The organism is Pseudomonas sp. PKS, from assembly GCF_051913525.1.
Taxonomy (GTDB): Bacteria; Pseudomonadota; Gammaproteobacteria; order Pseudomonadales; family Pseudomonadaceae; genus Aquipseudomonas; species Aquipseudomonas guariconensis_D.
On the sequence record NZ_JBEGDO010000002.1, the window covers coordinates 176,781 to 200,121 of the forward strand.

Genomic DNA, 23,341 nt, shown 5'->3' on the forward strand with positions numbered 1-23,341 from the left:
ACACCCGCTCCCCAGGCCCCTCCAGGAGCGGGTTTACCCGCGAACAGCCAGATCAATCAGAATTCGAGCGATCCCGCGATTGGGTCTGAAGGATGCTCACATCCGGCAGGTTCATCGCCGCCGCCTCTTCCTGCAAGAAGGCGCTCAACCTGCGCAAACGCTCTCCCCCGGGCCTCGTTCGTGGCCACACCAGGTAGTAATCCATGCCGCTGGGCACTGCTGTTGGCCACGGCAGACTCAGGCGTCCCTGGGCCACATCCTCGGCCACCATCAGCAGATCGCCCATGGAGATGCCATAGCCACGGGCAGCTGCGATCATGCCCAGCTCCAGGGTATCGAATACCTGCCCGCCCTTGAGCGAGACCTTGTCGGTGAGCCCCATGCGCTCCAGCCAGGCGCGCCAATCGCGTTTGTCCGGCGTCGGGTGCAACAGCTCGATGCCGGCCAGGCGCCGCTCGTCCCATGGGCCATCATCGAGCAGGCCCGGCGCGCCCACCGGGATCAGCAGCTCGGCGAACAGCCGCCGTACCTCCCAGTCCGCGGGAAATACCCCATCGCTGAGCAATACCGCACAGTCGAACGGCTCCTGATTGAAGTCCACATGGTCCACGTCCATCCAGGCGCTGGTCAGTTGCACTTCGTTGCCTGGCTGCAGGTGACGGAACTGGCTCAGGCGCGACAGCAGCCAACGCATGGTCAAGGTCGACGGGGCCTTCATGCGCAAGATGTCGTCTTCACCGCGCAAGGTGTCGCAGGCCCGCTCCAGGGCACTGAAGCCTTCACGCACGCCGGGCAACAGTACGCGTGCCGCTTCGGTCAGTTGCAGACTGCGACCGTTGCGCACGAACAAGCGGCAGGCGAAGTGATCCTCCAGGGTGCGGATATGCCGGCTGACCGCGCTTTGGGTGATGGACAGTTCTTCACCGGCGCGGGTGAACGAGCTCAGCCGAGCGGCGGCCTCGAATGCGCGTAGCGCATAGAGCGGAGGAAGCTGACGAGACATCTGGCACCTGCCCTGCGGGGCAAAAATGGAATGCGTGGAATCATATATACATGAGTTCGACTCATGCCAACGATCGCATTTATCCTTTTGTGCAAAGTTGACCGAAGCCTCAGAATCGACGGCTCGCTCAACAGATTCAGGAAAAAGGACATCCCAATGCACGTCGCGCCCACCACCGAACTCAAGGCTCTGCTGCGCCTGGCCGGCCCGCTGATCGCCTCGCAGTTGGCGCACATGCTGATGGTGCTGACCGACACCCTGATGATGGCCCGCATCAGCCCACAGGCGCTGGCCGGGGGTGGACTGGGGGCAGCCAGCTATTCGTTCGTGTCGATCTTCTGCCTGGGCGTGATTGCTGCGGTCGGCACCTTGGTCGCCATTCGCCAGGGCGCAGGTGATGTCCCTGGCGCGACCCGTCTGGCGCAGAACGGCCTGTGGCTGGCCTGGGGCCTGGCCCTGGTGGCCGCGCTGGTACTGTGGAACCTGGAGCCGGCCTTGCTGCTGTTTGGCCAACAGCCGGAGAACGTCGCCTCGGCGATGGAGTTCCTCACGCTGCTGCCGCTGGCCCTGCCCGGCTACCTGACCTTCATGGCCCTGCGTGGCTTCACCAGCGCCCTGGGCCGTTCGACACCGGTAATGGTCATCAGCCTGGTGGGCACGGTGCTCAACTATGTGTTCAACCACGCGCTGATCGAAGGCATGTTCGGCCTGCCCAGACTGGGCCTGATGGGCATCGGCCTGGTCACGGCGGTGGTGTCGATGGGCATGGCCATCGCTTTGGCCTTGTACATTCGCTGGCACAAGGCCTATGTCGCCTACCCGCTGCGCAAGGGCCTGTCGCGCCCTTCCCTACCCGCGCTGCGCGAGCTGTGGCGCCTGGGCCTGCCGATCGGCGGCACCTACATGGTGGAAGTCGGCCTGTTCGCCTTCGCCGCCCTGTGCATGGGGGTGCTGGGCAGCACGGAGCTGGCAGCGCACCAGATCGCCCTGCAGATCGTCTCTACCGCGTTCATGGTGCCGACGGGCCTTTCCTATGCGGTGACCATGCGTGTGGGGTTGTACTACGGCGGTGGCAACCTGCTGGCCGCGCGCAGCGCCGGGCGGGTGGGGATCGGTTTCGGGGCGATGATCATGTTCGCCTTCGCGGCGTTGTTCTGGTTGCTACCCGATACGCTGGTCGGGTTGTTCATCGACCGTGACGACCCAGCCTTCGCGGCGATCTTCCAACTGGCCGTGAGCCTGGTGATGGTCGCGGCCTGGTTCGAATTGTTCGATGGCATGCAGACCATCGCCATGGGCTCTATCCGAGGGCTGAAGGACGCCAAGACCACCTTCCTCATCGGCCTGTGCTGCTACTGGCTGGTGGGGGCGCCCAGCGCCTGGCTGTTCACCTTCACCCTCGGCGGTGGCGCGGTGGGAGTGTGGTGGGGCCTGGCCTTGGGACTGGCCTGCGCAGCGGTGGCGCTGACCCTTGGCTTCGAGTGGCGGACCAAGCGGATGCTGGGCAAGGCGCACAAGGCCGATGGGGTGGTGGTGTCGGTCTGATTGCCGGGGCCGCGGCGCGGCCTTTCGCGGGTGAACCCGCTCCCCCCGGGTACTGGTGTTCCTTGTGGGAGCGGGTTCACCCGCGAAGATGACGACTCGGTGGCGACTACAGGCTCACTAACTGCGGCTTGGCCGCCTGCTGCAGGTAATCCATCAACGCCTCCACCGGCAGGGGTTTGCTCACCAGGTATCCCTGCACCTGGTCGCAGCCGAACTCGCGCAGCAGCGCCATCTGCTCTTCGGTCTCCACCCCTTCGGCCACCACCTCCAGGTTGAGGTTGTGCGCCAGGTTGATCATGGCGTGCACCAGCTTGCGGTTCTCCTCGCGCAGCTCCATGCCGCCAACGAAGCTGCGATCTACCTTGAGCAGGGTGATCGGCAGGCTGTTCAGGTGCACGAACGACGAAAAGCCCGTGCCGAAGTCATCTAGGGAAAAGCGCACGCCCAGGCGCCCCAAGGCGTCCATCGTCTGGCGGACCAGCTCGTTACGGCGCATGACCGCAGTCTCGGTGAGTTCGAATTCCAGCCAGCGGGCATCGACACCATGCTCGATGATCAAGCGGCTGAGCGTGGCCAGCAACTGGCTGTCCTGGAACTGGCGGAAGCTCAGGTTGACCGCCATGTGCAAGGGCTCGAGCCCGCGCTCCCGCAAGGCCTGCATGTCGCGCAGGGCCCGAGAGATCACCCAGTAGCCCAAGGGCACGATCAAGCCGCTCTGCTCGGCCAGGGGCACGAATTCGCTCGGTGGCAGCAGGCCTCGCTCGGCATGACGCCAACGCACCAGGGCCTCGAGGCCGACGATGCGTCCATCGCCCAGGCTCAGCCGGGGCTGGTAGTGCAGCTCCAGCTCGTCGCGGCGCAGGGCCCGGCGCAGCTCGCTTTCCAGGTCGGCCAGGCTGCGGGCGTTGCGGTTGATCCGCTCGTTGAACACATAGAAGGTGCAGCCCTGGCTGCCCTTGGCCTGGCGCATGGCGATATGGGCGTGCCACATCAGCGGATCGGCGCCGGCCTGGGCACGGGCGTGGGCCACGCCCAGGCTGGCACCGAGCAACAGGCTCTCGCCATCGACCCAATAGGGTTCGGCGAGGGCCTCGACGATGCGCTCGGCCATCCACTCGGCGCGGTTGGCGTCACGGCGGGTGTCGATCAACAGGGCGAATTCGTCGCTTCCCAGGCGGGCCAGTTGGTCCCCAGCCTCCAGTTGCTGCTTCAACCGCGCCACCACCTGCAGGATGAGGCGGTCGCCGCCCTGGTGGCCAAGGGCATCGTTGACGTGGCGGAAGTTGTCCAGGTCCAGATGACCCAGCGCGACGCCACGGCCTTCGTTTTCCGCCAGGCGCGCCGTCAGCAGTGCCTGGAAGCCCTGGCGATTGGCGATGCCGGTCAACGGGTCCTGCTCGGCCAGGCGCTGCAAGGTGGCCACCAGCACGCCCCGCTCGCGCACATGGCGCAGGGAACGACGCAGCGCATCGCCACTCAACTGCTCGCGCACCAGCCAGTCGCTGACCGCGCTGGGTGGCGTGTCGGGCTCTTCATCGAGCAGCAGGATGGTGGGCAGGTCACAACGACCGGGGGCCGGCTGCAACGCCGGCCTCGCCAGGACGACGGCTTGGCGGTCATTGACGAACAGACTGTCCACCGACTCCCAGTTCGGTGCGGTCAACAAGACCGCGCTCCCGGCCAGCGGCTGCAGGCACTCGCGCAGCAGGGTGGCCCATTCCGGCTCATCGGCCAACAGCAGCAAACGCAACGGTTCGACAGGCGTGGACAAGCGAGCTCCTTAAGCTTGAACAGTAGAACGACGGGCGCGGAGCATCCAGCCCTCACGAATGAAAATAATTTTCACTTAAAGTGCCACTCCATAGCCAGTATCCCGACGCATTTTGTCGTGCATCCTGCGCGAAAGTAACAAAAGCGGCAAATCCGATTCGCGCCTTGCGTCACACTGTCAGACGGTAACGCCACAACCGCCCCATGCCTGCTAGAATGCGCGGCTATTTTCTGGTGACCCCCGGTTTCTAGCATGTCCCGACTCAATCCCCGGCAACAAGAAGCCTGTGACTACGTCGGCGGCCCTCTATTGGTGCTCGCCGGTGCAGGCTCCGGCAAGACCAGCGTGATCACACGCAAGATCGCCCACCTCATCCAGAACTGCGGCATCCGTGCCCAGTACATCGTGGCCATGACCTTCACCAACAAGGCCGCGCGCGAGATGAAGGAGCGGGTCGGCACCCTCCTGCGCCCGGGTGAAGGCCGCGGCTTGACCGTGTGCACCTTCCACAACCTGGGGCTGAACATCATCCGCAAGGAGCATGAGCGCCTGGGCTACAAGCCGGGCTTCTCGATCTTCGACGAGACCGACATCAAGGCCTTGCTGTCGGACATCATGCAAAAGGAATACTCAGGCGACGACGGCATCGACGAGATCAAGAACATGATCGGTGCCTGGAAGAACGACCTGATCCTGCCCGCCGAGGCCCTGGAAAAAGCCCGCAACCCCCGCGAGCAGACCGCCGCCATCGTCTACACCCACTACCAGCGCACGCTCAAGGCGTTCAACGCGGTGGACTTCGACGACCTGATCCTGCTGCCGGTGAAGCTGTTCGAAGAACACAAGGATGTACTCGAACGCTGGCAGAACCGTGTGCGCTACCTGCTGGTGGACGAATACCAGGACACCAACGCCAGCCAGTACCTGCTGGTGAAGATGCTGATCGGGATGCGCAACCAGTTCACCGTGGTGGGCGATGACGACCAGTCGATCTACGCCTGGCGGGGCGCACGTCCTGAGAACCTCATGCTGCTCAAGGAGGACTACCCCTCCCTGAAAGTGGTGATGCTGGAGCAGAACTACCGCTCCACCAGCCGCATCCTGCGCTGCGCCAACGTGCTGATCGCCAACAACCCGCATGCCTTCGAGAAGCAGCTGTGGAGCGAGATGGGCGTGGGTGACGAGATCCGCGTGATCCGCTGCAAGAACGAGGAAGCCGAGGCCGAGCGCGTGGCCATGGAGATCCTCACCCTGCACCTGCGCACCAACCGGCCCTACAGCGACTTCGCCATCCTCTACCGGGGCAACTACCAAGCCAAGCTGATCGAGCTCAAGCTCCAGCACCACCAGGTGCCGTACCGCCTTTCTGGCGGCAACAGCTTCTTCGGGCGCCAGGAGGTCAAGGACCTCATGGCCTACCTGCGCCTGCTGGTAAACCCGGACGACGACAACGCCTACCTGCGCGTGATCAATGTGCCGCGCCGGGAAATCGGCTCCACCACCCTGGAAAAACTCGGCAACTACGCCACCGAGCGTGGCGTGTCGATGTACGCCGCCAGCGAGGAGCTGGGCCTGGGCGAGCACCTGGATGCCCGTTACACCGAGCGCCTGCAGCGCTTCAAACACTGGCTCGACGGGGTGCGCCAGCGCGTGGCCCTGGAGGACCCGATCGCGGCCCTGCACGACATGGTCCGCGACATCGACTACGAGAACTGGATCCGCCAGAACACCGCCAGCGACAAGGCGGCGGAGTTCCGTATCAGCAACGTCTGGTTCCTGATCGATGCCTTGAAGAACACCCTCGAGAAGGACGAAGAGGGTGACATGACCATCGAGGACGCCATCGGCAAGCTGGTGCTGCGCGACATGCTCGAGCGTCAGCAGGAAGAGGAAGAAAACGCCGAGGGCGTGCAGATGATGACCCTGCACGCCTCCAAGGGCCTGGAATTCCCTTACGTGTTCATCATGGGCATGGAGGAGGAAATCCTTCCGCACCGCTCCAGCATCGAGGCCGACACCATCGAGGAAGAGCGGCGTCTGGCCTACGTGGGCATCACCCGCGCCCGCCAGACCCTGGCCTTCACCTTCGCCGCCAAGCGCAAGCAGTACGGCGAAATCATCGACTGCACCCCCAGTCGGTTCCTGGACGAACTGCCGCCGGACGACCTGGCCTGGGAGGGCCTGGACGACGCGCCTGTCGAAGTGAAGGCCGCGCGCGGCAACAACGCGCTGGCCGACATCCGGGCCATGCTCAGACGCTGATCAACCCTTATTATTCAACCTTTGCCGCGGCCTGGTCCGTGGCCACCTTTGCTACATCGAGGAATACCACAGTGGAAGCACTGAAGCAGAAGATTCGCGAAGAAGGCATCGTGCTTTCCGATCAGGTTCTCAAAGTCGACGCGTTTCTCAACCACCAGATCGACCCGGCGCTGATGCAACTGATCGGTGACGAGTTCGCCCGTCTGTTCGCCGACTCCGGCGTGACCAAGATCGTCACCATCGAAGCCTCAGGGATAGCCCCGGCGGTGATGACCGGCCTGAAGCTGGGCGTGCCGGTGATCTTCGCCCGCAAACACCAGTCGCTGACCCTGACCGAGAACCTGCTGACCGCCTCGGTGTACTCCTTCACCAAGCAGACCGAGAACACCGTGGCCATCTCGCCGCGTCACCTCAACAGCAGCGACCGCGTACTGGTGATCGATGACTTCCTGGCCAACGGCAAGGCGTCCCAGGCGCTGATCTCGATCATCAAGCAGGCCGGCGCCACTGTTGCGGGCCTGGGCATCGTGATCGAAAAATCGTTCCAGGGCGGCCGCGCCGAACTGGACAGCCAGGGCTACCGCGTCGAGTCGCTGGCTCGGGTCAAGTCGCTCGAAGGCGGCGTGGTCACGTTCATCGACTGATGCCTCCTGGGGCCGCCTTGCGGCCCCAGCTACCTCCGGGTTGCGGCCAACCCTGCCAGCAGCAATCGCTGGTACAGCTCCTCCTTCAGCCCCTGCGGCTGCGCCAATCCCATCCGCGCCAACTGCGCCGGATAGGCCTCGGGCGCGGGCGCATCCAGCGCCGCCTTGCCCAACGCCAGCACCTCGCTCAACGTGAATTTGCTCTTGAGCCAGTTGAGCGCCCGGAGCAAATCCCGCTCCTCGGCCGTGAAATCGCACCCCAATGGATACTCCGGGAACAGCCGCGCATGCCGCTCGCGTATCGCCTCCAGACGCTCGGGCGTGTTGTCGGTAAAGCGCGTGGCCAGCGTGAAGCCTTTGGGCAGCTTGCCCGCCGCCTTCGCCTGCTCCATCAACGGCTGCTGGAAACGTGAATCGCTGATCGCCAGCAACCTGGCGATCACTTCGCGGTCGGTCTGTCCACGCAGGTCGGCGATACCGTATTCGGTCACCACGATATCGCGCAGATGCCGGGGAATGGTGCAGTGGCCGTAGTTCCAGAACAGGTTGGAAGTCACCTCGCCCCCGGACTCGCGCCAGCTGCGCAGCAGCAGCAGGGAGCGCCCGCCCTCCAGGGCATGCGCTTGCGCGACAAAGTTGTATTGCCCGCCTACCCCGCTGAGCACCCGACCATCTTCAAGCTGGTCGGCCACGCCAGCACCGAGCAAGGTCATGCCGAATGCTGTGTTGATGAAGCGAGCGTCGCGGCGCTGGCGGCGCTTGAGCGACTCCTGCCCGTACAGCTCGTTGATGTAGCTGATGGCCGTCATGACAAAACGGCCGCGTTGCTCGAGAGGCATCTCCCGCAGACGCTGGTAGAACGCCTCGGGGCCCAGGAAGAATCCGCCGTGCACCAATGCCCCCTGCTCGTCGGCCGGGCGCCGCACCACCCCTGCCTCGACCAACGCCAGCAGGCCATTGACGAACATCTCGCTGCAGCCATACAGGCCTTGGGCGAAGGCATCGCGCCCACCCTCGCGCTCGATCAGTACCTGCCAGGGCGTGAGGTCCAGAGCGTCGAGCAATGCCCGGTAGCCGGCGTTGTCGCCCTGGCGCGCCAGCAAGGCCGCGGCCACCGCATCGCCCATGGCGCCAATGCCGATCTGCAGGGTACCGCCATCGCGCACCAGGGCACTGGCGTGCAGCCCGATGCAATGATCCTGGGTGGAAACCGGCATGTTCGGGGTACAGAACAACCGGCGCCGCTCCGGCTCGTCGATCAACAGGTCGAACGCATCCCGGCCAAGCTCGGCCCCCGCAGGCATGTAGGGCAGCTCGGTGTGCACCTGGCCGAGCAGCAGGATGGTCTCACCGGCGGCGCGACGACGGGCGATCATCGGCAACAGGTCGAGGGTGATGTCGGGGTTGCAGGCAAGGCTGAGGTGATCAGGGCGCTCGGGCGTGGCGGCAACCAGCTGGGCGATCAGGTTCAGGCCTTTGGCGTTGATGTCCCGCGCCGCATGGGTGTAGTTGCTGCTGACGTAGTCCTGCTGGGCGCTCTGGCTGTGCAGCAGGCTGCCCGGTTGCAGAAAGAACTGCTCGACGCGGATGTTGTCGGGCAGGCTGTCGTTGCGCAGGTCGGCGAGGTAGTCGAGCTCTTCATAATCGCCAAAAACCCGCTCGACGAAGGGCTCCAGAAAACGACGTTGCAAGCCGTCGCCCAGTGGCGGACGACCGAGGCTCAAAGCGGTGTAGATCGTCAGTTGGCGCTCGGGTAGCTGGCGCACCCTGGCATACAACGCGTTGACGAAGGCATTGGGCTTGCCCAGGCCCAAGGGCAGGCCCATGTGGATGTGGGCGGGTAGACGGGCCAAGACCTGTTCTACCGCCTGGTCGAGGGAACAGCATTGGGTCATGGGGCCTCCTGTGAACATCCGTGCGCAGGGGTTGGACCGTTATTCCCCGCGAAAAAGCCACTCCATTTCGTAGCCCAGAAACACAAAGCCCGCCATGGGAGGCGGGCTTGGGGGAATCAGGCTTGGGTTACAGCCCCGACATCTTCTTGATGGCGCCCTTGAGCTCGTCATCCGAGCAGTCGGCACAGGTGCCTTTGGGCGGCATGGCGTTGATACCGGTGATGGCCTTGGCCAGGATGCCGTCCAGACCACCCTGGTGGTCAGCACGCTCCTTCCAGGCGGCGGTATCGCCGATCTTCGGCGCGCCGAGCAGGCCGCTGCCATGGCAAGCGTTGCAATGCTTGGCGATGATTTCATCTGGAGTCTTGGCACCACCGCCACCTGCGGTAGCAGCCACTGCCATGCCTTTGCACTCCTGGCCCTGGACACACACCTGGCCGACCGGCTCGAGGCGCTTGGCGATTTCGTCGTTGGTCGCAGCGGTTGCGCTCATTGCCCAAAGGGCGAATACGGCTGCTGGTACGGCCAGCATCTTCTTGATTTGGTTCACGCGAACACCCTCATGGTGGCTAATCACGCCCGCGGCCACGGATCTGCGAGCGTTTGAAAGTATAGCGGGAACCCCGAAACCGTGGAACGACCCCACAAGGGAAAGGGGTATTGCCGAAACAATGCACTGCGCTGGATCAAAAGTTCGACGGTGTCGCCGCGCTGATCAGCCGGGCAGGCTCTTCGAAGGGGTTGCGAAAACGGTGGGGACGGGTGCTTTCGAAGTAGTAGCTGTCGCCGGCCTCGAGGATGAACGTCTCGGTACCGACTACCAGCTCAAGCCGGCCTTCGAGCAGGATGCCGGTCTCTTCGCCGTCGTGGGTGAGCATTTCTTCGCCGGTATCGGCCCCTGGCGGATACACCTCGTTGAGGAAGGCGATCGCCCGGTTGGGGTGCGACTTGCCCACCAGCTTCATGGTCACAGCGCCGTCGGAGATGTCGATCAGTTCGTGGGCCTTGTAGACGACCTGGGTAGGGCTTTCAGGCGCCAGCTCCACGGAGAAGAATTCGACCATGGACATGGGGATGCCGCTGAGCACCTTGCGCAGGGAGCTGATCGAAGGGCTCACGCTGTTCTTCTCGATCATCGAGATGGTGCTGTTGGTGACGCCCGCGCGTTTGGCGAGTTCACGCTGGGACAGGCCCTTGAGCTTGCGGATGGCTTGCAGTCGTTCACCGACGTCCAAAGCTGGAGCCTCCTGAAACGGTCGAGGTGGGAGCGAAGTGTGAACGATATGATGGCAACGCCGTTCAGTATTTACAACACTTCGCCCCGCAGCCTGTCCGCTTCAGCGCCTCATTCGCCGATATAGTCCAGCGGTACGCGCTTGAGGTTGCAGAAGATCTGGTACGGGATCATCCCGGCCTGGGCAGCCACGTCGCTGGCCAGCACCTGCTTGCCCCACAGCTCCACCGGACTGCCGATCGTAGCTTCGGGTACTTCGGTCAAATCGACGCAGAGCATGTCCATCGACACCCGGCCGATCAGTTGGGTACGTTTGCCGGCGACCATCACGGGCGTGCCGGTCGGTGCCTGACGCGGATAGCCGTCGGCATAGCCCATGGCAACCACGCCGACGCGGGTCGGGCGCGGGGTGATGAACTTGGCGCCGTAGCCCACCGGCTCACCGGCCGGCAGTTCGCGCACGCTGATGATCCGCGATTGCAAGGTCATCACCGGCTGCAGGCGCTCGGCCTGGGGCTGGGACACTTCGAACGGAGTGGCGCCGTACAGCATGATGCCGGGGCGCACCCAGTCGCTCGGCACCTGGGGCCAGCCCAGCACCGCAGGCGAATTGCGCAGGCTGCACTCGGCAGCCAGGCCCTGGCGGGCGGCTTCGAACACTGCGACCTGTTGGGCCGTGGCGTCCACATCCAGTTCGTCGGCGCGGGCGAAGTGGCTCATCAGCACGATACGCGCCACCTTGCCGCTGGCCAGCAGGCGCTGGTAGCTCTCCTGGTAATCCTTCGGGTGCAGGCCGACCCGGTGCATGCCAGTGTCCATCTTCAACCAGACCGTCAGCGGCTTGTGCACCGGCGTCTTCTCGATCGCTTCGAGCTGCCACAGCGATTGCACCACGCACCACAGGTCATGCTCGGCGATCAGCGCCAACTCGCTCGCCTCGAAGAAACCTTCGAGCAACAGCACCGGGGCTTTGATCCCGGCGGCGCGCAGTTCCAGCGCTTCCTCGATGCAGGCCACGGCAAAACCATCGGCCTCGGTCTCCAGGGCCAAGGCGCAGCGCACCGCGCCATGGCCGTAGGCATCGGCCTTGATCACGGCAAGGGCTTTGGCGCCGGACAGCTCACGGGCCAGGCGGTAGTTGTGGCGAAGGGCTTGAAGATCGATCAGGGCACGGGCGGGACGCATGGCGGCAGCCTTCTGGCAGTCTGGTTATGAATTAAGCCCCTGGCACAACGGGCGTGGGGTAGTGCCCGCCGAGCCAGGGTGAGGGAACGGGTTACGGCAGTGCGGCGACCACCGACATCTCGACGAGGATTTCCGGCTCGCACAGCTTGGCCTCGACCGTGGCGCGGGCCGGAGCGACGCCCTGGGGCAGCCACTGGTCCCACACCGCGTTCATGCCCAGGAAATGCGCGTCGATGTCCTTCAGGTAGATGGTCACCGAGAGCAGGCGGGTCTTGTCGGTGCCGGCCTGCTCCAGCAGGCGCTCGATGTTGGCCAGCACCTCGCGGGTCTGCTGTTCGATCCCGGCGTCCAGGTCGTCCCCCACCTGGCCCGCCAAGTAGACGGTGCCGTTATGGGTGACGATCTGGCTCATGCGCTCATTGGTGAGCTGGCGCTGGATTGCCATGCTTGGAAATCTCCTGGTTGTTGCCGTAACGCGAAATATCGAGGCCTTCGGCGCTGATCTGTGGCTTCTTGCGTGCGATCAGGTCGGCCAGCAGGCGACCGGAACCACAGGCCATGGTCCAGCCCAAGGTACCGTGACCGGTGTTCAGGAACAGGTTGCGGTACGGGGTAGCGCCCACGATCGGGGTACCGTCCGGGGTGGCCGGGCGCAGGCCGGTCCAGAAGCTGGCCTGGCTCAGGTCGCCGCCGCGAGGATAAAGATCGTTGACGATCATCTCCAGGGTTTCGCGCCGACGCGGGTTCAGCGAAAGGTCGAAACCTGCGATTTCGGCCATGCCGCCCACACGAATGCGGTTGTCGAAACGGGTGATGGCGACCTTGTAGGTTTCGTCGAGAATGGTCGAGGTCGGGGCCATGTCCGCGTTGGTGATCGGTACGGTCAGCGAGTAGCCCTTGAGCGGGTAGACCGGCGCCTTGATGCCCAGCGGCTTGAGCATCTGCGGAGAATAGCTACCCAGGGCGAGGACATAGCGGTCGGCCGTTTCCAGCTTGCCGTCGATCCACACCCCATTGATGCGGTCACCCGCGAAGTCCAGGCGCTGGATGTTCTGATCGAAGCGGAACTCGACGCCCAGCTTGACCGCCATCTCGGCGAGCTTGGTAGTGAACAGCTGGCAGTCGCCGGTCTGGTCGTTCGGCAGACGCAGGGCGCCGGCCAGGATGTCCTTCACGCCGGCCAGGGCAGGTTCTACGCGGGCGATGCCGTCGCGATCGAGCAGCTCGTAAGGCACGCCGGATTGCTCGAGGACAGCAATGTCCTTGGCGGCGGCGTCCACCTGGGCCTGGGTGCGGAACAGCTGGGTGGTACCCAGGGAGCGGTTTTCGTAGGCAATGCCGGTTTCGGCGCGCAGTTCGTCGAGGCAGTCGCGGCTGTACTCGGACAGACGCACCATGCGCTCCTTGTTCACCGCATAGCGGTTGGCGGTGCAGTTGCGCAGCATCTGCGCCATCCACAGGTACTGGTCGACATCACCAGTGAGCTTGATGGCCAAGGGGGCGTGGCGCTCGAGCAGCCACTTGATGGCCTTGAGCGGCACACCTGGGGCAGCCCATGGAGAGGCATAGCCGGGCGAGATCTGACCAGCGTTGGCAAAGCTGGTTTCCATGGCCACCGCTGGCTGGCGGTCGACCACCGTCACTTCGAAACCTTGCCGGGCCAGATAGTAGGCACTGGCGGTTCCGATCACACCGCTACCAAGTACCAGAACTCGCATTGTTTATCCCTCGCACGCGGCGCACCGCAGACTTTTGTTGAAATGGCTGGATTGGGCGCAGTATAGGGAGGAATAGCCAGTGCATTTCACTATATAAAAGCCTATATTTGGCGAGAATTCTCGGCAAAATCGCCTTTCACGGAGGGGCATCCCCTATGAGAACCCAGCACCAGACCAAGCGTGAACTGGACAAGATCGACCGCAATATTCTGCGTATCCTGCAGAACGACGGCCGTATCTCGTTCACTGAACTGGGCGAAAAGGTCGGCCTTTCCACTACCCCTTGCACCGAGCGGGTTCGCCGCCTGGAGCGCGAGGGGATCATCATGGGCTACAACGCCCGGCTCAATCCGCAGCACCTGAAGGGCAGCCTGCTGGTGTTCGTGGAGATCAGCCTGGACTACAAGTCCGGCGACACCTTCGAGGAGTTCCGCCGCGCCGTGCTCAAGCTGCCTCACGTGCTGGAGTGCCACCTGGTCTCCGGCGATTTTGACTACTTGGTGAAGGCGCGCATCTCGGAGATGGCCTCCTACCGCAAGCTGCTCGGCGACATCCTGCTCAAGCTGCCCCACGTGCGCGAGTCCAAGAGCTACATCGTGATGGAAGAAGTCAAAGAGAGCCTCTGTCTGCCGATTCCGGAGTGAAGCTCAGACCAATACCTGGCGGGTGGTGGCAATGAATTGATGCACCAGTTCCTCGGCCTGCGGCTCGATCATCTGCTCAGGCCCGCGCCCTCGCGGGCAGGCCAGGCGTGGCGTGGTGCCGAACAGGCGGCAGATCATCGGACGCTCTTGATAGACCGTGCAGCCATTGGGGCCCAGGTGCACACAGTCGAGGCGCTCAAGCGCGGCGTCTTGCTCGTCGCGGGACTTGCGCGGCAGGCGTGCCATCTCCTCGGCGGAGGTCGTGACCGGGCCGCAGCAGTCGTGACAACCCGGCTCGCACTCGAAGGACGGGATCAGTTCGCGCAGAAAATGGATCTTGTGGCTGTTGCAGGACATGGCGAGATAAGCAGCAGGAGAACGTGAAGGGATTATAGGCCTGTTCGCAGGCAAACCTGCTCCCGCGCATCCAACCGGTGAGCGCGGGTTTACCCACGAACGAGGGCACAGCCCGCGCAGTTGCCCACCTTGCACCTGCGACTTATCCTCGCCCTTTCGCCTCAGCACCGGGAAACGACAGATGATCCACAGCGCGCAGCACGCCGCCTCCTATTACGCCGCCAGCAGCGTGCCGCATCCCGACTACCCGGCGCTCGAAGGCGAGCACAGCGCTGACGTCTGCGTCGTCGGCGGCGGCTATTCGGGCCTCAATACCGCCATTGAGCTGGTCGAGCGTGGTTTGTCCGTCATCCTGCTGGAAGCGCGCAAGATCGGCTGGGGCGCCAGCGGACGCAACGGCGGGCAATTGATTCGCGGCGTCGGCCATGGCCTGGAGCAATTTCTGCCCATCCTCGGCGAGCAAGGCGTGCGCAACTTGAAACTCATGGGCCTGGAAGCGGTGGATATCGTCCGCGAGCGTGTCGAGCGCCATGCCATCGCCTGCGACCTGACCTGGGGCTACTGCGACCTGGCCAACAAACCGGGTGAACTGGAAGGCTTCGCCGAGGACGCCGAAGAACTGCGCAGCCTCGGCTATCGTCACGAACTGCGCCTGGTACCGGCCTCGGACATGCACAGCGTAGTGGGCTCGGACCGCTACGTGGGCGGGCTGATCGACATGGGTTCGGGCCATCTGCACCCGCTCAACCTGGCCCTGGGCGAAGCACGGGTCGCCGCCAGCCTGGGCGTGAAGCTGCACGAACTGTCTGAGGTGACGCGCATCGACTATGGCTCGCAGGTGCAGGTCCATACCGCCAAAGGGCGTGTGCGCGCCAGCACCCTGGTGCTGTGCTGCAACGCCTACCACAACGACCTGAATCGCGAGCTGGGCGGCAAGGTGCTGCCGGCCGGTAGCTATATCATTGCCACCGAGCCGCTGGGCGAGGATCGCGCCCGCCAACTGCTGCCACAGAACATGGCGGTCTGCGATCAGCGGGTGGCGCTGGACTACTATCGCCTGTCGGCCGACCACCGCTTGCTGTTCGGCGGAGCCTGTCATTACTCCGGGCGCGACCCGAAGGACATCGCCGCCTACATGCGCCCCAAGATGCTCAAGGTATTTGCGCAACTGGCCGATGTGCGCATCGACTATCAATGGGGCGGCATGATCGGCATCGGCGCCAACCGCCTGCCGCAGATTGGGCGCCTGGCCAGCCAGCCGAACGTCTATTACGCCCAGGCGTACTCCGGCCACGGCGTGAACGCCACCCACCTGGCCGGGCGCCTGCTGGGAGAGGCCATCAGCGGCCAGCAGAGCGGTCGCTTCGACCTGTTCGCCCAGGTCCCGCACATCACCTTCCCCGGCGGCAGGCTGCTGCGCTCGCCGCTGCTGGCCTTGGGCATGCTGTGGCATCGGCTCAAGGAGCTGGCCTGAATCTTGGAACTATGCGCAGATCTGTGGGAGCGGATTTACCCGCGAAGAATGTAACGCGGTGGATGGCTCCGGCTTTGCCGGTGTTCGGGGGTGAACCCGCCCCCACAAGGTCTGCACTCGCCGCACGCTCCCACAGCAATCGCATTTAGTCCTTCCAGAAGGGTTTGCGCCCTTCTTCGCGAGCCTGCTCCCAGCTCAGTCCCACATCCTTCAGTTGGCTATCATCCAACTGCAACAAGACCCGGCGAGTGCGCCAGCGGTGCAACATCAACCCCCAGCGTCCCAGCCCAGCCGGGGCGTTGTAGACCTTGGGCCGCAGGCCTTCTTCCAGTTCCTCGGCCAACAATTGCAAACGTACGTCGCTCACGCCGCCCATCATCACGCTCTCCTGCTTTGATCGAACCCTGGAGAAAGCATGCCGGTTCGCGCCCTCGACAATACAGATCCAATATCGGCTTATTATTCCCATACAGAATTGGCCGAAACAGGACTGAATGGCGTATTTTCAGCCCATCTGTACCGGTCCTAGTCGCAGACAGTGCCCAGGAGTATGCCGTGACCCTTTACCTCAACCTTGCCGAACTGCTTGGCGCACGCATCGAACAAGGCCTGTACCGCCCCGGCCAGCGCCTGCCATCGGTGCGCGCCCTGAGCCTTGAGCATGGGGTCAGCCTGAGCACGGTGCAGCAGGCCTATCGCCTGCTCGAAGACAACGGCCTGGTCTCGCCGCGACCCAAGTCCGGCTATTTCGTCACTGAGGACCGCAGCCTCCCTGCCCTGCCTGCCATGAGCCGCACCGCCCAACGCCCGGTGGATATCTCGCAATGGGAGCAAGTGCTGGAACTGGTGCGCAGCACGCCGCAAAAAGGCGTGATGCAGCTCGGTCGCGGCATGCCCGACATCGACAGCCCGACCCTCAAGCCCCTGCTGCGTAGCCTGGCCCAGCTCAGCCGCCGCCAGGACATGCCAGGCCTGTACTACGACAACATTCATGGCAACCTGGCCCTGCGCGAGCAGATCGCCCGGCTGATGCTCGACTCCGGCTGCCGCCTGGGCCCGGCCGACCTGGTGGTGACCACTGGCTGCCATGAGGCGTTGTCCACCAGCATCCGCGCCGTGTGTGAACCCGGGGATATCGTGGCCGTCGAAGCGCCCAGCTTCCACGGCGCCATGCAGACCCTCAAGGGCCTGGGCATGAAGGCCCTGGAGATTCCCACCGATCCGCTCACCGGCATCAGCCTGGAGGCCCTGGAACTGGCGCTGGAGCAGTGGCCCATCAAGCTCATCCAGCTCACCCCCAGCTGTAACAACCCACTGGGCTACATCATGCCCGAGGCGCGCAAGAAGGCCCTGCTGAGCCTCGCCCAGCGCTACGACGTGGCAATTCTCGAAGACGATGTGTACGGCGACCTGGCCTACACCTACCCGCGGCCGCGGACCATCAAGTCGTTCGATGAAGACGGCCGCGTACTGCTGTGCAGCTCTTTCTCCAAGACCCTGGCTCCGGGCCTGCGGGTCGGCTGGGTGGCGCCCGGGCGCTACCTGGAGCGCGTGCTGCACATGAAGTACATCAGCACCGGCAGTACCGCCAGCCAGCCGCAACTGGCCATCGCCGACTTCATCGAAGCCGGCCACTTTCAGCCCCACGTGCGCCGCATGCGCAGCCAGTACCAACGCGGCCGCGACCAGATGAGCGACTGGGTGACACGGTACTTTCCGCCCGGCACGCGCGCCAGTCGGCCCCAAGGCGGGTTCATGCTATGGGTTGAATTGCCGGAAAGTTTCGATACGCTGCGCCTGAATCGCGCTTTACTGGAGCAGGGGGTGCAGATTGCCGTCGGCAGCATCTTCTCGGCGTCGGGCAAGTACCGGCATTGCCTGCGCATGAACTTTGCCGCGCGGCCCACGCCCCAGATCGAAGCTGCGGTACGCAAAGTGGGTGAAACCGCCCTTCGTCTACTGGAAGCGGACGAAGACCCGGCGTAACTTTGCGCCGCCCTCCACGGTCCAAACCATAAGCCTTTGCTGTACAGGACGTTCTTCTCTTGAGACTCCAGCGAGCTCTGCCACTCTTGCTGGCGCTGCTGCTTGGCCTGTCAGGCTGCGCCAGCGTCAGTACGCCCCGCCAGGTCAGCCAGACGCTGCCGGCCAGCGAATCGGCGTTCGGCCGCTCCGTCCAGCGCCAGGCCGCGCCCTATGACGGGCGTTCGGGTTTTCGCCTGCTGCCCAACAGCAATGAGGCCTTTCGAGCCCGCGCCGAGCTGATCCGCAATGCCCAGGCGAGCATCGACCTGCAGTACTACATCGTCCACGACGGTTTGGGCACCCGCGCCCTGGTTCATGAACTGCTGCGCGCCGCCGACCGCGGCGTGCGCGTGCGCGTGCTGCTCGACGACACCACCAGCGACGGCCTCGACACCATGATGGGCACGCTCGCTGCCCATCCCAATATCCAGATCCGCGTGTTCAACCCCCTGCACCTGGGGCGCAGCACCGGCGCCACCCGCGCCGTAGGCCGGCTGTTCAACCTGTCGCGCCAGCATCGGCGCATGCACAACAAGCTGTTCCTGGTGGACAACAGCATGGCCATCGTCGGCGGCCGCAACCTGGGCGATGAATACTTCGACGCCGAGCCCAACCTCAACTTCACCGACATCGACCTGCTCGGCGTAGGCCCGGTGGCCGACCAGCTCGGCCACAGCTTCGACCAGTACTGGAACAGCGCCTTGAGCCTGCCTATCGGCGACTTCCTCTGGCGCCAACCGGATGCCAACGACCTGCGCGCCAGCCGCAAGCGCCTGGAGATCTCACTGGCGCAAGCGCGGGTCAAGCACAAAGCCTTGTACGACCGCTTGATGGCCTACCAGTCCAATCCACGCCTGGACGCGTGGCGCAACGAGCTGATCTGGGCCCACAGCAAGGCCCTGTGGGATTCACCCAGCAAGGTGCTGGCCCAAGACGAGCCGGACCCGCACCTGCTGATGACCCAGCAGTTGGCACCGGAGCTTGCCAATGTGCATCGCGAGCTGATCCTGGTGTCGGCCTACTTCGTACCGGGCGAATCGGGTTTGCTGTACCTGACCGGCCGCGCCGATGCCGGCACGTCAGTCAAGCTGCTGACCAATTCCCTGGAAGCTACCGACGTCCCAGCGGTGCATGGCGGCTATGCCCCCTATCGCCGCGCCCTCCTCGAACACGGCGTGCAACTGTACGAGCTGCGCCGCCAACCCGGAGACCCGAGCGCCTACCGCAGCCTGCGCCTGTATGGCAGCTCGGACTCCAGCCTGCACAGCAAGGCCATCGTCTTCGACCGGCGCAAGACCTTCATCGGCTCGTTCAACTTCGACCCACGTTCAGTGCTGTGGAACACCGAGGTCGGCGTGCTGGTCGACAGCCCCGAGCTGGCCGAATACACCCGCGATCTTGCGGTGCAGGGCATGGCGCCAGCGCTGAGCTATCAGGCCAAACTGGTGGGGGACAAACTGGTGTGGGTAACCGAGGACAATGGCAAACGCCGCCTGCTCACCTCCGAGCCAGGCGGGCTGTGGCGGCGGTTCAATGCCTGGATCAGCAAGGCGGTGGGGCTGGAAAAGATGCTGTGAGCCGCCGCCCCGTTCGCAGGTGAACCCTGCCCACAAGTCAAGCAGCGCTCTCAATGACAGCGCCGCACCTGTGGCCCGCGAATAGGCTACAAACTCGCTATCAGGCCGAAGCAGGCTCGAAGGCGTCGCGCCGGCGGGTCAACACGACCAACCCCGCCGCACCTGCCGCCATCAGCCACGGCAGTGCATGGCCACTGATCCATTGGCTGCCGGCGCCGGCGATCAACGGCCCAAGCAGACAACCGATGCCCCACAGCTGCGCCACATGCGCGTTGGCGCGCACCAGCTCATCGTCCCGATAACGCTCGCCGATCAGCACCAGCGACAGGGTGAACAGTCCACCGGCACTGGCCCCGAACAACACCCAGACCGGCCAGATCGCAGGCGTGTGCAACGTCAGCGGAATGGCCAGACTCGAAACGAGCAGGGTCAAGGCGCAGCCACTGAACAGCGTCCGTCGCGACATGTAGTCGGCCAGGGCACCGATCGGCAACTGCAGCACGGCATCGCCCACCACCACGGTGCTGACCATGAACAACGCGATCTCGGCGGTGAACCCTTGCTGCAGGCAGTACACCGGCAGCAAGGTCAAGATCATCGCCTCGAAGGCGGCAAACAGCGCAATGGCCCAGGCGATCACCGGCAGGCGCCGACAGAACCCGAACAGGTCGCCGAAGGTGACGCTGCACGCCTCGGTGCTGGGCGCACCGCCGCGGCCCAGCAGCAGCAAGGGCGCGAACAACAGCAGCGCAGTGGCGGCCCAGAATCCGAAGTCATCGTCCGAGCCCAGAAACCCCAGCACCAAGGGGCCGGCAAGCTGGCTCAAGGCATAGCTGCTGCCATACAGCGCCACCAACCGGCCGCGCCACTGCTCCACCACTAGCTGGTTGATCCAGCTTTCACCCAGGATGAACACCACCGTCAGGGCCATGCCGATCACCAGGCGCAATGCCAGCCACAGCGCATAGCTGGGCAGCACGGCTACAAGGCCGATAGATAACGCACCGCCCCACAGGCACAGGCGCATCGCCGCTGGCACACCGACCCAACCCGCCAGGCGGCTGGCCAGGCTGGCCCCGAGCAGCACACCGAGCGCGGGCATCGCGGCCATCACGCCGATGGCGAACCCACCGTAGCCCCAGCCCTCCAGGCGCAAGGACACCAGCGGCATGCTCACGCCGAGCGCGAGCCCGACACTGAGTACCGACGCCAGCACGGCAAAATAGGTTCCCCAACGCATGACAGCCTCCCAGGCAGATCTTGAACAGCAGAGACGACAAAGCCGGGACGGCAAGGGCCGGCCCGGCTAGTTGCTTGCAGGGCTGCTGCGCAGCCCATCGTGGGTAACCGCTCCTACAAATCCTGTGGGAGCGGGCTCACCCGCGAAAAGAGCCGCCTAGCGGCTCACTGGATTACAGCTTGATCCAGGTCGCTTTCAGCTCGGTGTACTTCTCCAGGGCGTGCAGCGACTTGTCACGGCCGTTGCCCGACTGCTTGAAGCCACCGAACGGCGCGGTCATGTCACCACCGTCGTACTGGTTGACCCACACGCTGCCGGCGCGCACGGCACGGGCGGTGTTGTGGGCCTTGGAGATGTCGGCGGTCCAGATGCCAGCGGCCAGGCCGTACGGGGTGTCGTTGGCAATCGCCACGGCTTCCTCGGCGGTGTCGAAGGTGATGACCGACAGCACAGGGCCGAAGATCTCTTCCTTGGCGATCTTCATGGCGTTGGTCACGCCGTCGAAGATGGTCGGTTCGACATAGGTACCGCCGGTTTCTTCCAGAATACGCTTGCCGCCCGCGAGCAGCTTGGCGCCGTCCTGGTGACCGGCGTCGATGTACGACAGCACGGTGTTCATCTGCTGGGTGTCCACCAGCGCGCCGACGGTGGTCGACGGATCCAGCGGGTTGCCCGGCTTCCAGGCCTTCAGGGCCTCGACCACCATCGGCAGGAACTTGTCCTTGATCGAGCGTTCGACCAGCAGGCGCGAACCTGCGGTGCAGACTTCGCCCTGGTTGAAGGCGATGGCGCTGGCAGCGGCTTCGGCGGCGGCCTTGAGGTCAGGGGCGTCGGCGAAGACGATGTTCGGGCTCTTGCCGCCGGCTTCCAGCCAGACGCGCTTCATGTTCGACTCGCCCGCGTAGACCATCAGCTGCTTGGCAATCTTGGTCGAGCCGGTGAACACCAGGGTGTCGACGTCCATGTGCAGGGCCAGAGCCTTGCCCACGGTATGGCCGTAGCCTGGCAGCACGTTCAGCACGCCTGCCGGGATGCCAGCTTCGATCGCCAGCTGGGCGATACGAATGGCGGTCAGCGGCGACTTTTCCGAAGGCTTGAGGACGATGGAGTTACCAGTGGCCAGGGCCGGGCCGAGTTTCCAGCAGGCCATCAGCAGTGGGAAGTTCCACGGCACGATCGCGCCAACCACGCCCACAGGCTCGCGGGTCACCAGACCCAGCTGATCGTGCGGAGTCGGGGCGACTTCGTCGTAGACCTTGTCGATGGCTTCGGCAGTCCAGTGGATGGCGTTGGCGGCACCAGGGACGTCGATGGTGGAGGAGTCACCGATCGGCTTGCCCATGTCCAGGGTTTCCAGCAGGGCCAGTTCTTCGACGTTCTTGCGCAGCAAGTCGGCGAAGCGGATCAGGGTAGCCTTGCGCTTGGCCGGGGCCTGGCGCGACCAGACGCCGGATTCGAACACGGCGCGGGCATTTTCGACGGCGCGGTTGGCGTCGGCCAGATCGCAGCTGGCAACCTTGGCCAGGAAGCGTCCGTCCACCGGGCTCAGGCAGTCGAAGGTTTCACCGGATGCGGCATTGGTGTATTCGCCGTTGATGAAGGCGCGACCTTCGATCTTCAGTTGCTGGGCACGCTGTTCCCAATCCGCACGAGTCAGGGTGGTCATACGAAACTCCTCCTCTTGTTAAGGTGCAACGCCGTACTGAGGACATCACGGCGTGTCAATAATTCTGGCCGGGCGACAAGCGCACACTGGCACCCGACACCCTAAACCAGCCGGTGGAAACTATCAATATATTTGACACGAAAGGCCTAAACGCCTACTGATGTGCATTTTATTAAACAACAAAAGGGAATCACCATGAGCATCGGCACCATCATCGACTTCGCCCAGGCACTCACCGAGGCCGAACGCTACCGCCCTGCGGCGGAAAAAATCATCAAGGGCGAGCCCGACCAGGCGGTCTACAACCACTATTCCAGCCCCTGCGGCCAGTTCGCTGCGGGCGTGTGGGAAGGTGAGGTGGGCCAGTGGACGGTGAACTACACCGAGCACGAATACTGCGAGATCACACAGGGTGTCTCGGTACTGCGCGACCAGGAGGGCAATGCCAAGACGCTGCGTACCGGCGATCGGTTCGTGATCCCGGCCGGCTTCAAGGGCACCTGGGAAGTGCTGGAGCCCTGCCGCAAGATCTACGTCATGTTCGAACAGAAGTAAGAGTCGGACGTGAAGGGCATCATCGAAGGTTTCGCCTTCTGACCTGAACGCCGGACATAAAAAAACCCGCTTCCGAGGAAGCGGGTTTTTTTCAGGTTGCCGATCAATTACTTGATCTTGGCTTCCTTGTAGACCACGTGCTTGCGGACGACCGGATCGTATTTCTTGATCTCGATCTTGTCCGGAGTGGTGCGCTTGTTCTTGTCGGTGGTGTAGAAGTGGCCGGTACCGGCACTCGAAACCAGACGGATCAATTCACGCATGATGTTCTCCCTTAAACCTTGGCGCCAGCACGACGGATGTCGGCCAGAACGGCATCGATACCGCGCTTGTCGATGATACGCATGCCCTTGGCGGAAACGCGCAGACGCACGAAACGCTTCTCGGATTCAACCCAGAAACGGTGGTGCTGCAGGTTTGGCAGGAAACGACGACGGGTTTTGTTGTTTGCGTGGGAAATGTTGTTCCCGGTTACCGGACCCTTACCGGTAACTTGACAGACTCTCGACATGCCTCAGCCCTCTAAAACCACATGCCCAACCCGGC

The 23,341-nt window shown here is 63.9% G+C and carries 22 protein-coding genes; 8 read left to right on the forward strand and 14 right to left on the reverse strand.

All coding sequences use genetic code 11. The features are described 5' to 3' along the window. Window positions 1–52 precede the first annotated feature (52 nt). The gene (locus tag ABOA88_RS03110; protein WP_196168011.1) at window positions 53–1,003 is read right to left on the reverse strand and encodes a LysR substrate-binding domain-containing protein; all 951 of its coding nucleotides are present in this window, start codon (window positions 1,001–1,003) and stop codon (window positions 53–55) included. Window positions 1,004–1,159: 156 nt separating this feature from the next. On the opposite strand from ABOA88_RS03110, the gene ABOA88_RS03115 reads away from it, so the two are divergent. Further along, entirely contained in the window at window positions 1,160–2,548 is a 1,389-nt protein-coding gene (locus ABOA88_RS03115; protein WP_196168012.1) for a NorM family multidrug efflux MATE transporter, read from the forward strand. Window positions 2,549–2,654: 106 nt separating this feature from the next. Here ABOA88_RS03115 and ABOA88_RS03120 read toward each other — a convergent pair whose 3' ends face one another. After that, the gene (locus ABOA88_RS03120) at window positions 2,655–4,319 is read right to left on the reverse strand and encodes a putative bifunctional diguanylate cyclase/phosphodiesterase (RefSeq protein WP_196168013.1); all 1,665 of its coding nucleotides are present in this window, start codon (window positions 4,317–4,319) and stop codon (window positions 2,655–2,657) included. Between the two features lie 252 nt (window positions 4,320–4,571). On the opposite strand from ABOA88_RS03120, the gene rep reads away from it, so the two are divergent. Next, the gene (rep, locus tag ABOA88_RS03125) at window positions 4,572–6,581 is read left to right on the forward strand and encodes a DNA helicase Rep (protein ID WP_070572124.1); all 2,010 of its coding nucleotides are present in this window, start codon (window positions 4,572–4,574) and stop codon (window positions 6,579–6,581) included. A 71-nt stretch (window positions 6,582–6,652) separates the two neighbouring features. Further along, on the forward strand, window positions 6,653–7,225 hold the full coding sequence (gene xpt / locus ABOA88_RS03130; protein ID WP_043213018.1) for a xanthine phosphoribosyltransferase: 573 nt from the start codon (window positions 6,653–6,655) through the stop codon (window positions 7,223–7,225). Window positions 7,226–7,254: 29 nt separating this feature from the next. Here the strand turns inward: xpt and ABOA88_RS03135 are convergent, their stop codons facing one another. The 6 genes from ABOA88_RS03135 to dadA all read right to left on the reverse strand — a co-directional run bounded on the left by ABOA88_RS03135 (window position 7,255) and on the right by dadA (window position 13,257). Then, complete coding sequence (locus tag ABOA88_RS03135; protein ID WP_196168014.1) at window positions 7,255–9,120, reverse strand: acetyl-CoA hydrolase/transferase family protein; 1,866 nt, start codon at window positions 9,118–9,120, stop codon at window positions 7,255–7,257. A 127-nt stretch (window positions 9,121–9,247) separates the two neighbouring features. Beyond that, window positions 9,248–9,652: a c-type cytochrome gene (locus tag ABOA88_RS03140; protein WP_043213033.1), complete on the reverse strand. Its 405-nt coding sequence runs from the start codon at window positions 9,650–9,652 to the stop codon at window positions 9,248–9,250. Between the two features lie 154 nt (window positions 9,653–9,806). After that, a complete protein-coding gene (locus ABOA88_RS03145; protein ID WP_043213014.1) occupies window positions 9,807–10,355 on the reverse strand; it encodes a cupin domain-containing protein in 549 nt (182 codons plus the stop codon). 110 nt (window positions 10,356–10,465) lie between these two features. Continuing rightward, on the reverse strand, window positions 10,466–11,539 hold the full coding sequence (gene alr, locus ABOA88_RS03150) for an alanine racemase (RefSeq protein WP_196168015.1): 1,074 nt from the start codon (window positions 11,537–11,539) through the stop codon (window positions 10,466–10,468). A 91-nt stretch (window positions 11,540–11,630) separates the two neighbouring features. After that, window positions 11,631–11,984 carry a RidA family protein gene (locus ABOA88_RS03155; RefSeq protein WP_196163193.1) on the reverse strand — a complete coding sequence of 118 codons (354 nt, stop codon included), beginning with the start codon at window positions 11,982–11,984 and terminating at the stop codon, window positions 11,631–11,633. Next, window positions 11,956–13,257, reverse strand: coding sequence for a D-amino acid dehydrogenase (dadA, locus tag ABOA88_RS03160; RefSeq protein WP_043213007.1), 1,302 nt, complete (start codon window positions 13,255–13,257; stop codon window positions 11,956–11,958). Before dadA ends, ABOA88_RS03155 begins: the two co-directional genes overlap by 29 nt. A gap of 155 nt (window positions 13,258–13,412) precedes the next feature. On the opposite strand from dadA, the gene ABOA88_RS03165 reads away from it, so the two are divergent. Continuing rightward, entirely contained in the window at window positions 13,413–13,901 is a 489-nt protein-coding gene (locus ABOA88_RS03165) for an Lrp/AsnC ligand binding domain-containing protein (RefSeq protein ID WP_043213006.1), read from the forward strand. Window positions 13,902–13,904: 3 nt separating this feature from the next. Here the strand turns inward: ABOA88_RS03165 and ABOA88_RS03170 are convergent, their stop codons facing one another. After that, window positions 13,905–14,258: a YkgJ family cysteine cluster protein gene (locus ABOA88_RS03170; RefSeq protein ID WP_196168016.1), complete on the reverse strand. Its 354-nt coding sequence runs from the start codon at window positions 14,256–14,258 to the stop codon at window positions 13,905–13,907. A 181-nt stretch (window positions 14,259–14,439) separates the two neighbouring features. Between ABOA88_RS03170 and ABOA88_RS03175 the strand changes: the two genes are divergently transcribed. Next, window positions 14,440–15,732: an NAD(P)/FAD-dependent oxidoreductase gene (locus ABOA88_RS03175; protein WP_196168017.1), complete on the forward strand. Its 1,293-nt coding sequence runs from the start codon at window positions 14,440–14,442 to the stop codon at window positions 15,730–15,732. A 145-nt stretch (window positions 15,733–15,877) separates the two neighbouring features. Here ABOA88_RS03175 and ABOA88_RS03180 read toward each other — a convergent pair whose 3' ends face one another. After that, window positions 15,878–16,108 (reverse strand): DUF1127 domain-containing protein, encoded by a 231-nt coding sequence (locus ABOA88_RS03180; RefSeq protein WP_196168018.1) that lies wholly within the window; start codon window positions 16,106–16,108, stop codon window positions 15,878–15,880. 179 nt (window positions 16,109–16,287) lie between these two features. Between ABOA88_RS03180 and ABOA88_RS03185 the strand changes: the two genes are divergently transcribed. Together ABOA88_RS03185 and ABOA88_RS03190 are read left to right on the forward strand one after the other, a co-directional pair. Continuing rightward, window positions 16,288–17,718 carry an aminotransferase-like domain-containing protein gene (locus ABOA88_RS03185; protein WP_196168019.1) on the forward strand — a complete coding sequence of 477 codons (1,431 nt, stop codon included), beginning with the start codon at window positions 16,288–16,290 and terminating at the stop codon, window positions 17,716–17,718. A gap of 59 nt (window positions 17,719–17,777) precedes the next feature. Further along, window positions 17,778–19,334 (forward strand): phospholipase D family protein, encoded by a 1,557-nt coding sequence (locus ABOA88_RS03190; protein ID WP_367850590.1) that lies wholly within the window; start codon window positions 17,778–17,780, stop codon window positions 19,332–19,334. A gap of 100 nt (window positions 19,335–19,434) precedes the next feature. On the opposite strand, the gene ABOA88_RS03195 is transcribed toward ABOA88_RS03190, so the two are convergent. After that, complete coding sequence (locus ABOA88_RS03195; protein WP_043212996.1) at window positions 19,435–20,574, reverse strand: MFS transporter; 1,140 nt, start codon at window positions 20,572–20,574, stop codon at window positions 19,435–19,437. 172 nt (window positions 20,575–20,746) lie between these two features. Next, window positions 20,747–22,240 carry an aldehyde dehydrogenase gene (locus ABOA88_RS03200; RefSeq protein ID WP_196168021.1) on the reverse strand — a complete coding sequence of 498 codons (1,494 nt, stop codon included), beginning with the start codon at window positions 22,238–22,240 and terminating at the stop codon, window positions 20,747–20,749. Window positions 22,241–22,435: 195 nt separating this feature from the next. Between ABOA88_RS03200 and ABOA88_RS03205 the strand changes: the two genes are divergently transcribed. Next, window positions 22,436–22,795, forward strand: coding sequence for a cupin domain-containing protein (locus ABOA88_RS03205; RefSeq protein ID WP_196168022.1), 360 nt, complete (start codon window positions 22,436–22,438; stop codon window positions 22,793–22,795). Between the two features lie 107 nt (window positions 22,796–22,902). On the opposite strand, the gene rpmG is transcribed toward ABOA88_RS03205, so the two are convergent. Then, window positions 22,903–23,058: a 50S ribosomal protein L33 gene (rpmG, locus tag ABOA88_RS03210; RefSeq protein ID WP_003253507.1), complete on the reverse strand. Its 156-nt coding sequence runs from the start codon at window positions 23,056–23,058 to the stop codon at window positions 22,903–22,905. Between the two features lie 11 nt (window positions 23,059–23,069). Then, window positions 23,070–23,306 (reverse strand): 50S ribosomal protein L28, encoded by a 237-nt coding sequence (rpmB, locus tag ABOA88_RS03215; RefSeq protein WP_043212989.1) that lies wholly within the window; start codon window positions 23,304–23,306, stop codon window positions 23,070–23,072. Window positions 23,307–23,341 lie beyond the last annotated feature (35 nt).

Coding starts and splice junctions, on each gene's coding strand:
- ABOA88_RS03115 (WP_196168012.1), top strand. CDS start 1,160: ATGCACGTCGCGCCCACCACCGAACTCAAGGCTCTGCTGCGCCTGGCC.
- ABOA88_RS03180 (WP_196168018.1), bottom strand. CDS start 16,108: ATGGGCGGCGTGAGCGACGTACGTTTGCAATTGTTGGCCGAGGAACTG.
- ABOA88_RS03195 (WP_043212996.1), bottom strand. CDS start 20,574: ATGCGTTGGGGAACCTATTTTGCCGTGCTGGCGTCGGTACTCAGTGTC.
- ABOA88_RS03110 (WP_196168011.1), bottom strand. CDS start 1,003: ATGTCTCGTCAGCTTCCTCCGCTCTATGCGCTACGCGCATTCGAGGCC.
- ABOA88_RS03200 (WP_196168021.1), bottom strand. CDS start 22,240: ATGACCACCCTGACTCGTGCGGATTGGGAACAGCGTGCCCAGCAACTG.
- ABOA88_RS03170 (WP_196168016.1), bottom strand. CDS start 14,258: ATGTCCTGCAACAGCCACAAGATCCATTTTCTGCGCGAACTGATCCCG.
- ABOA88_RS03140 (WP_043213033.1), bottom strand. CDS start 9,652: ATGCTGGCCGTACCAGCAGCCGTATTCGCCCTTTGGGCAATGAGCGCA.
- ABOA88_RS03205 (WP_196168022.1), top strand. CDS start 22,436: ATGAGCATCGGCACCATCATCGACTTCGCCCAGGCACTCACCGAGGCC.
- ABOA88_RS03175 (WP_196168017.1), top strand. CDS start 14,440: ATGATCCACAGCGCGCAGCACGCCGCCTCCTATTACGCCGCCAGCAGC.
- ABOA88_RS03155 (WP_196163193.1), bottom strand. CDS start 11,984: ATGGCAATCCAGCGCCAGCTCACCAATGAGCGCATGAGCCAGATCGTC.
- ABOA88_RS03135 (WP_196168014.1), bottom strand. CDS start 9,120: ATGACCCAATGCTGTTCCCTCGACCAGGCGGTAGAACAGGTCTTGGCC.
- dadA (WP_043213007.1), bottom strand. CDS start 13,257: ATGCGAGTTCTGGTACTTGGTAGCGGTGTGATCGGAACCGCCAGTGCC.
- rpmG (WP_003253507.1), bottom strand. CDS start 23,058: ATGCGTGAATTGATCCGTCTGGTTTCGAGTGCCGGTACCGGCCACTTC.
- ABOA88_RS03165 (WP_043213006.1), top strand. CDS start 13,413: ATGAGAACCCAGCACCAGACCAAGCGTGAACTGGACAAGATCGACCGC.
- rpmB (WP_043212989.1), bottom strand. CDS start 23,306: ATGTCGAGAGTCTGTCAAGTTACCGGTAAGGGTCCGGTAACCGGGAAC.
- rep (WP_070572124.1), top strand. CDS start 4,572: ATGTCCCGACTCAATCCCCGGCAACAAGAAGCCTGTGACTACGTCGGC.
- alr (WP_196168015.1), bottom strand. CDS start 11,539: ATGCGTCCCGCCCGTGCCCTGATCGATCTTCAAGCCCTTCGCCACAAC.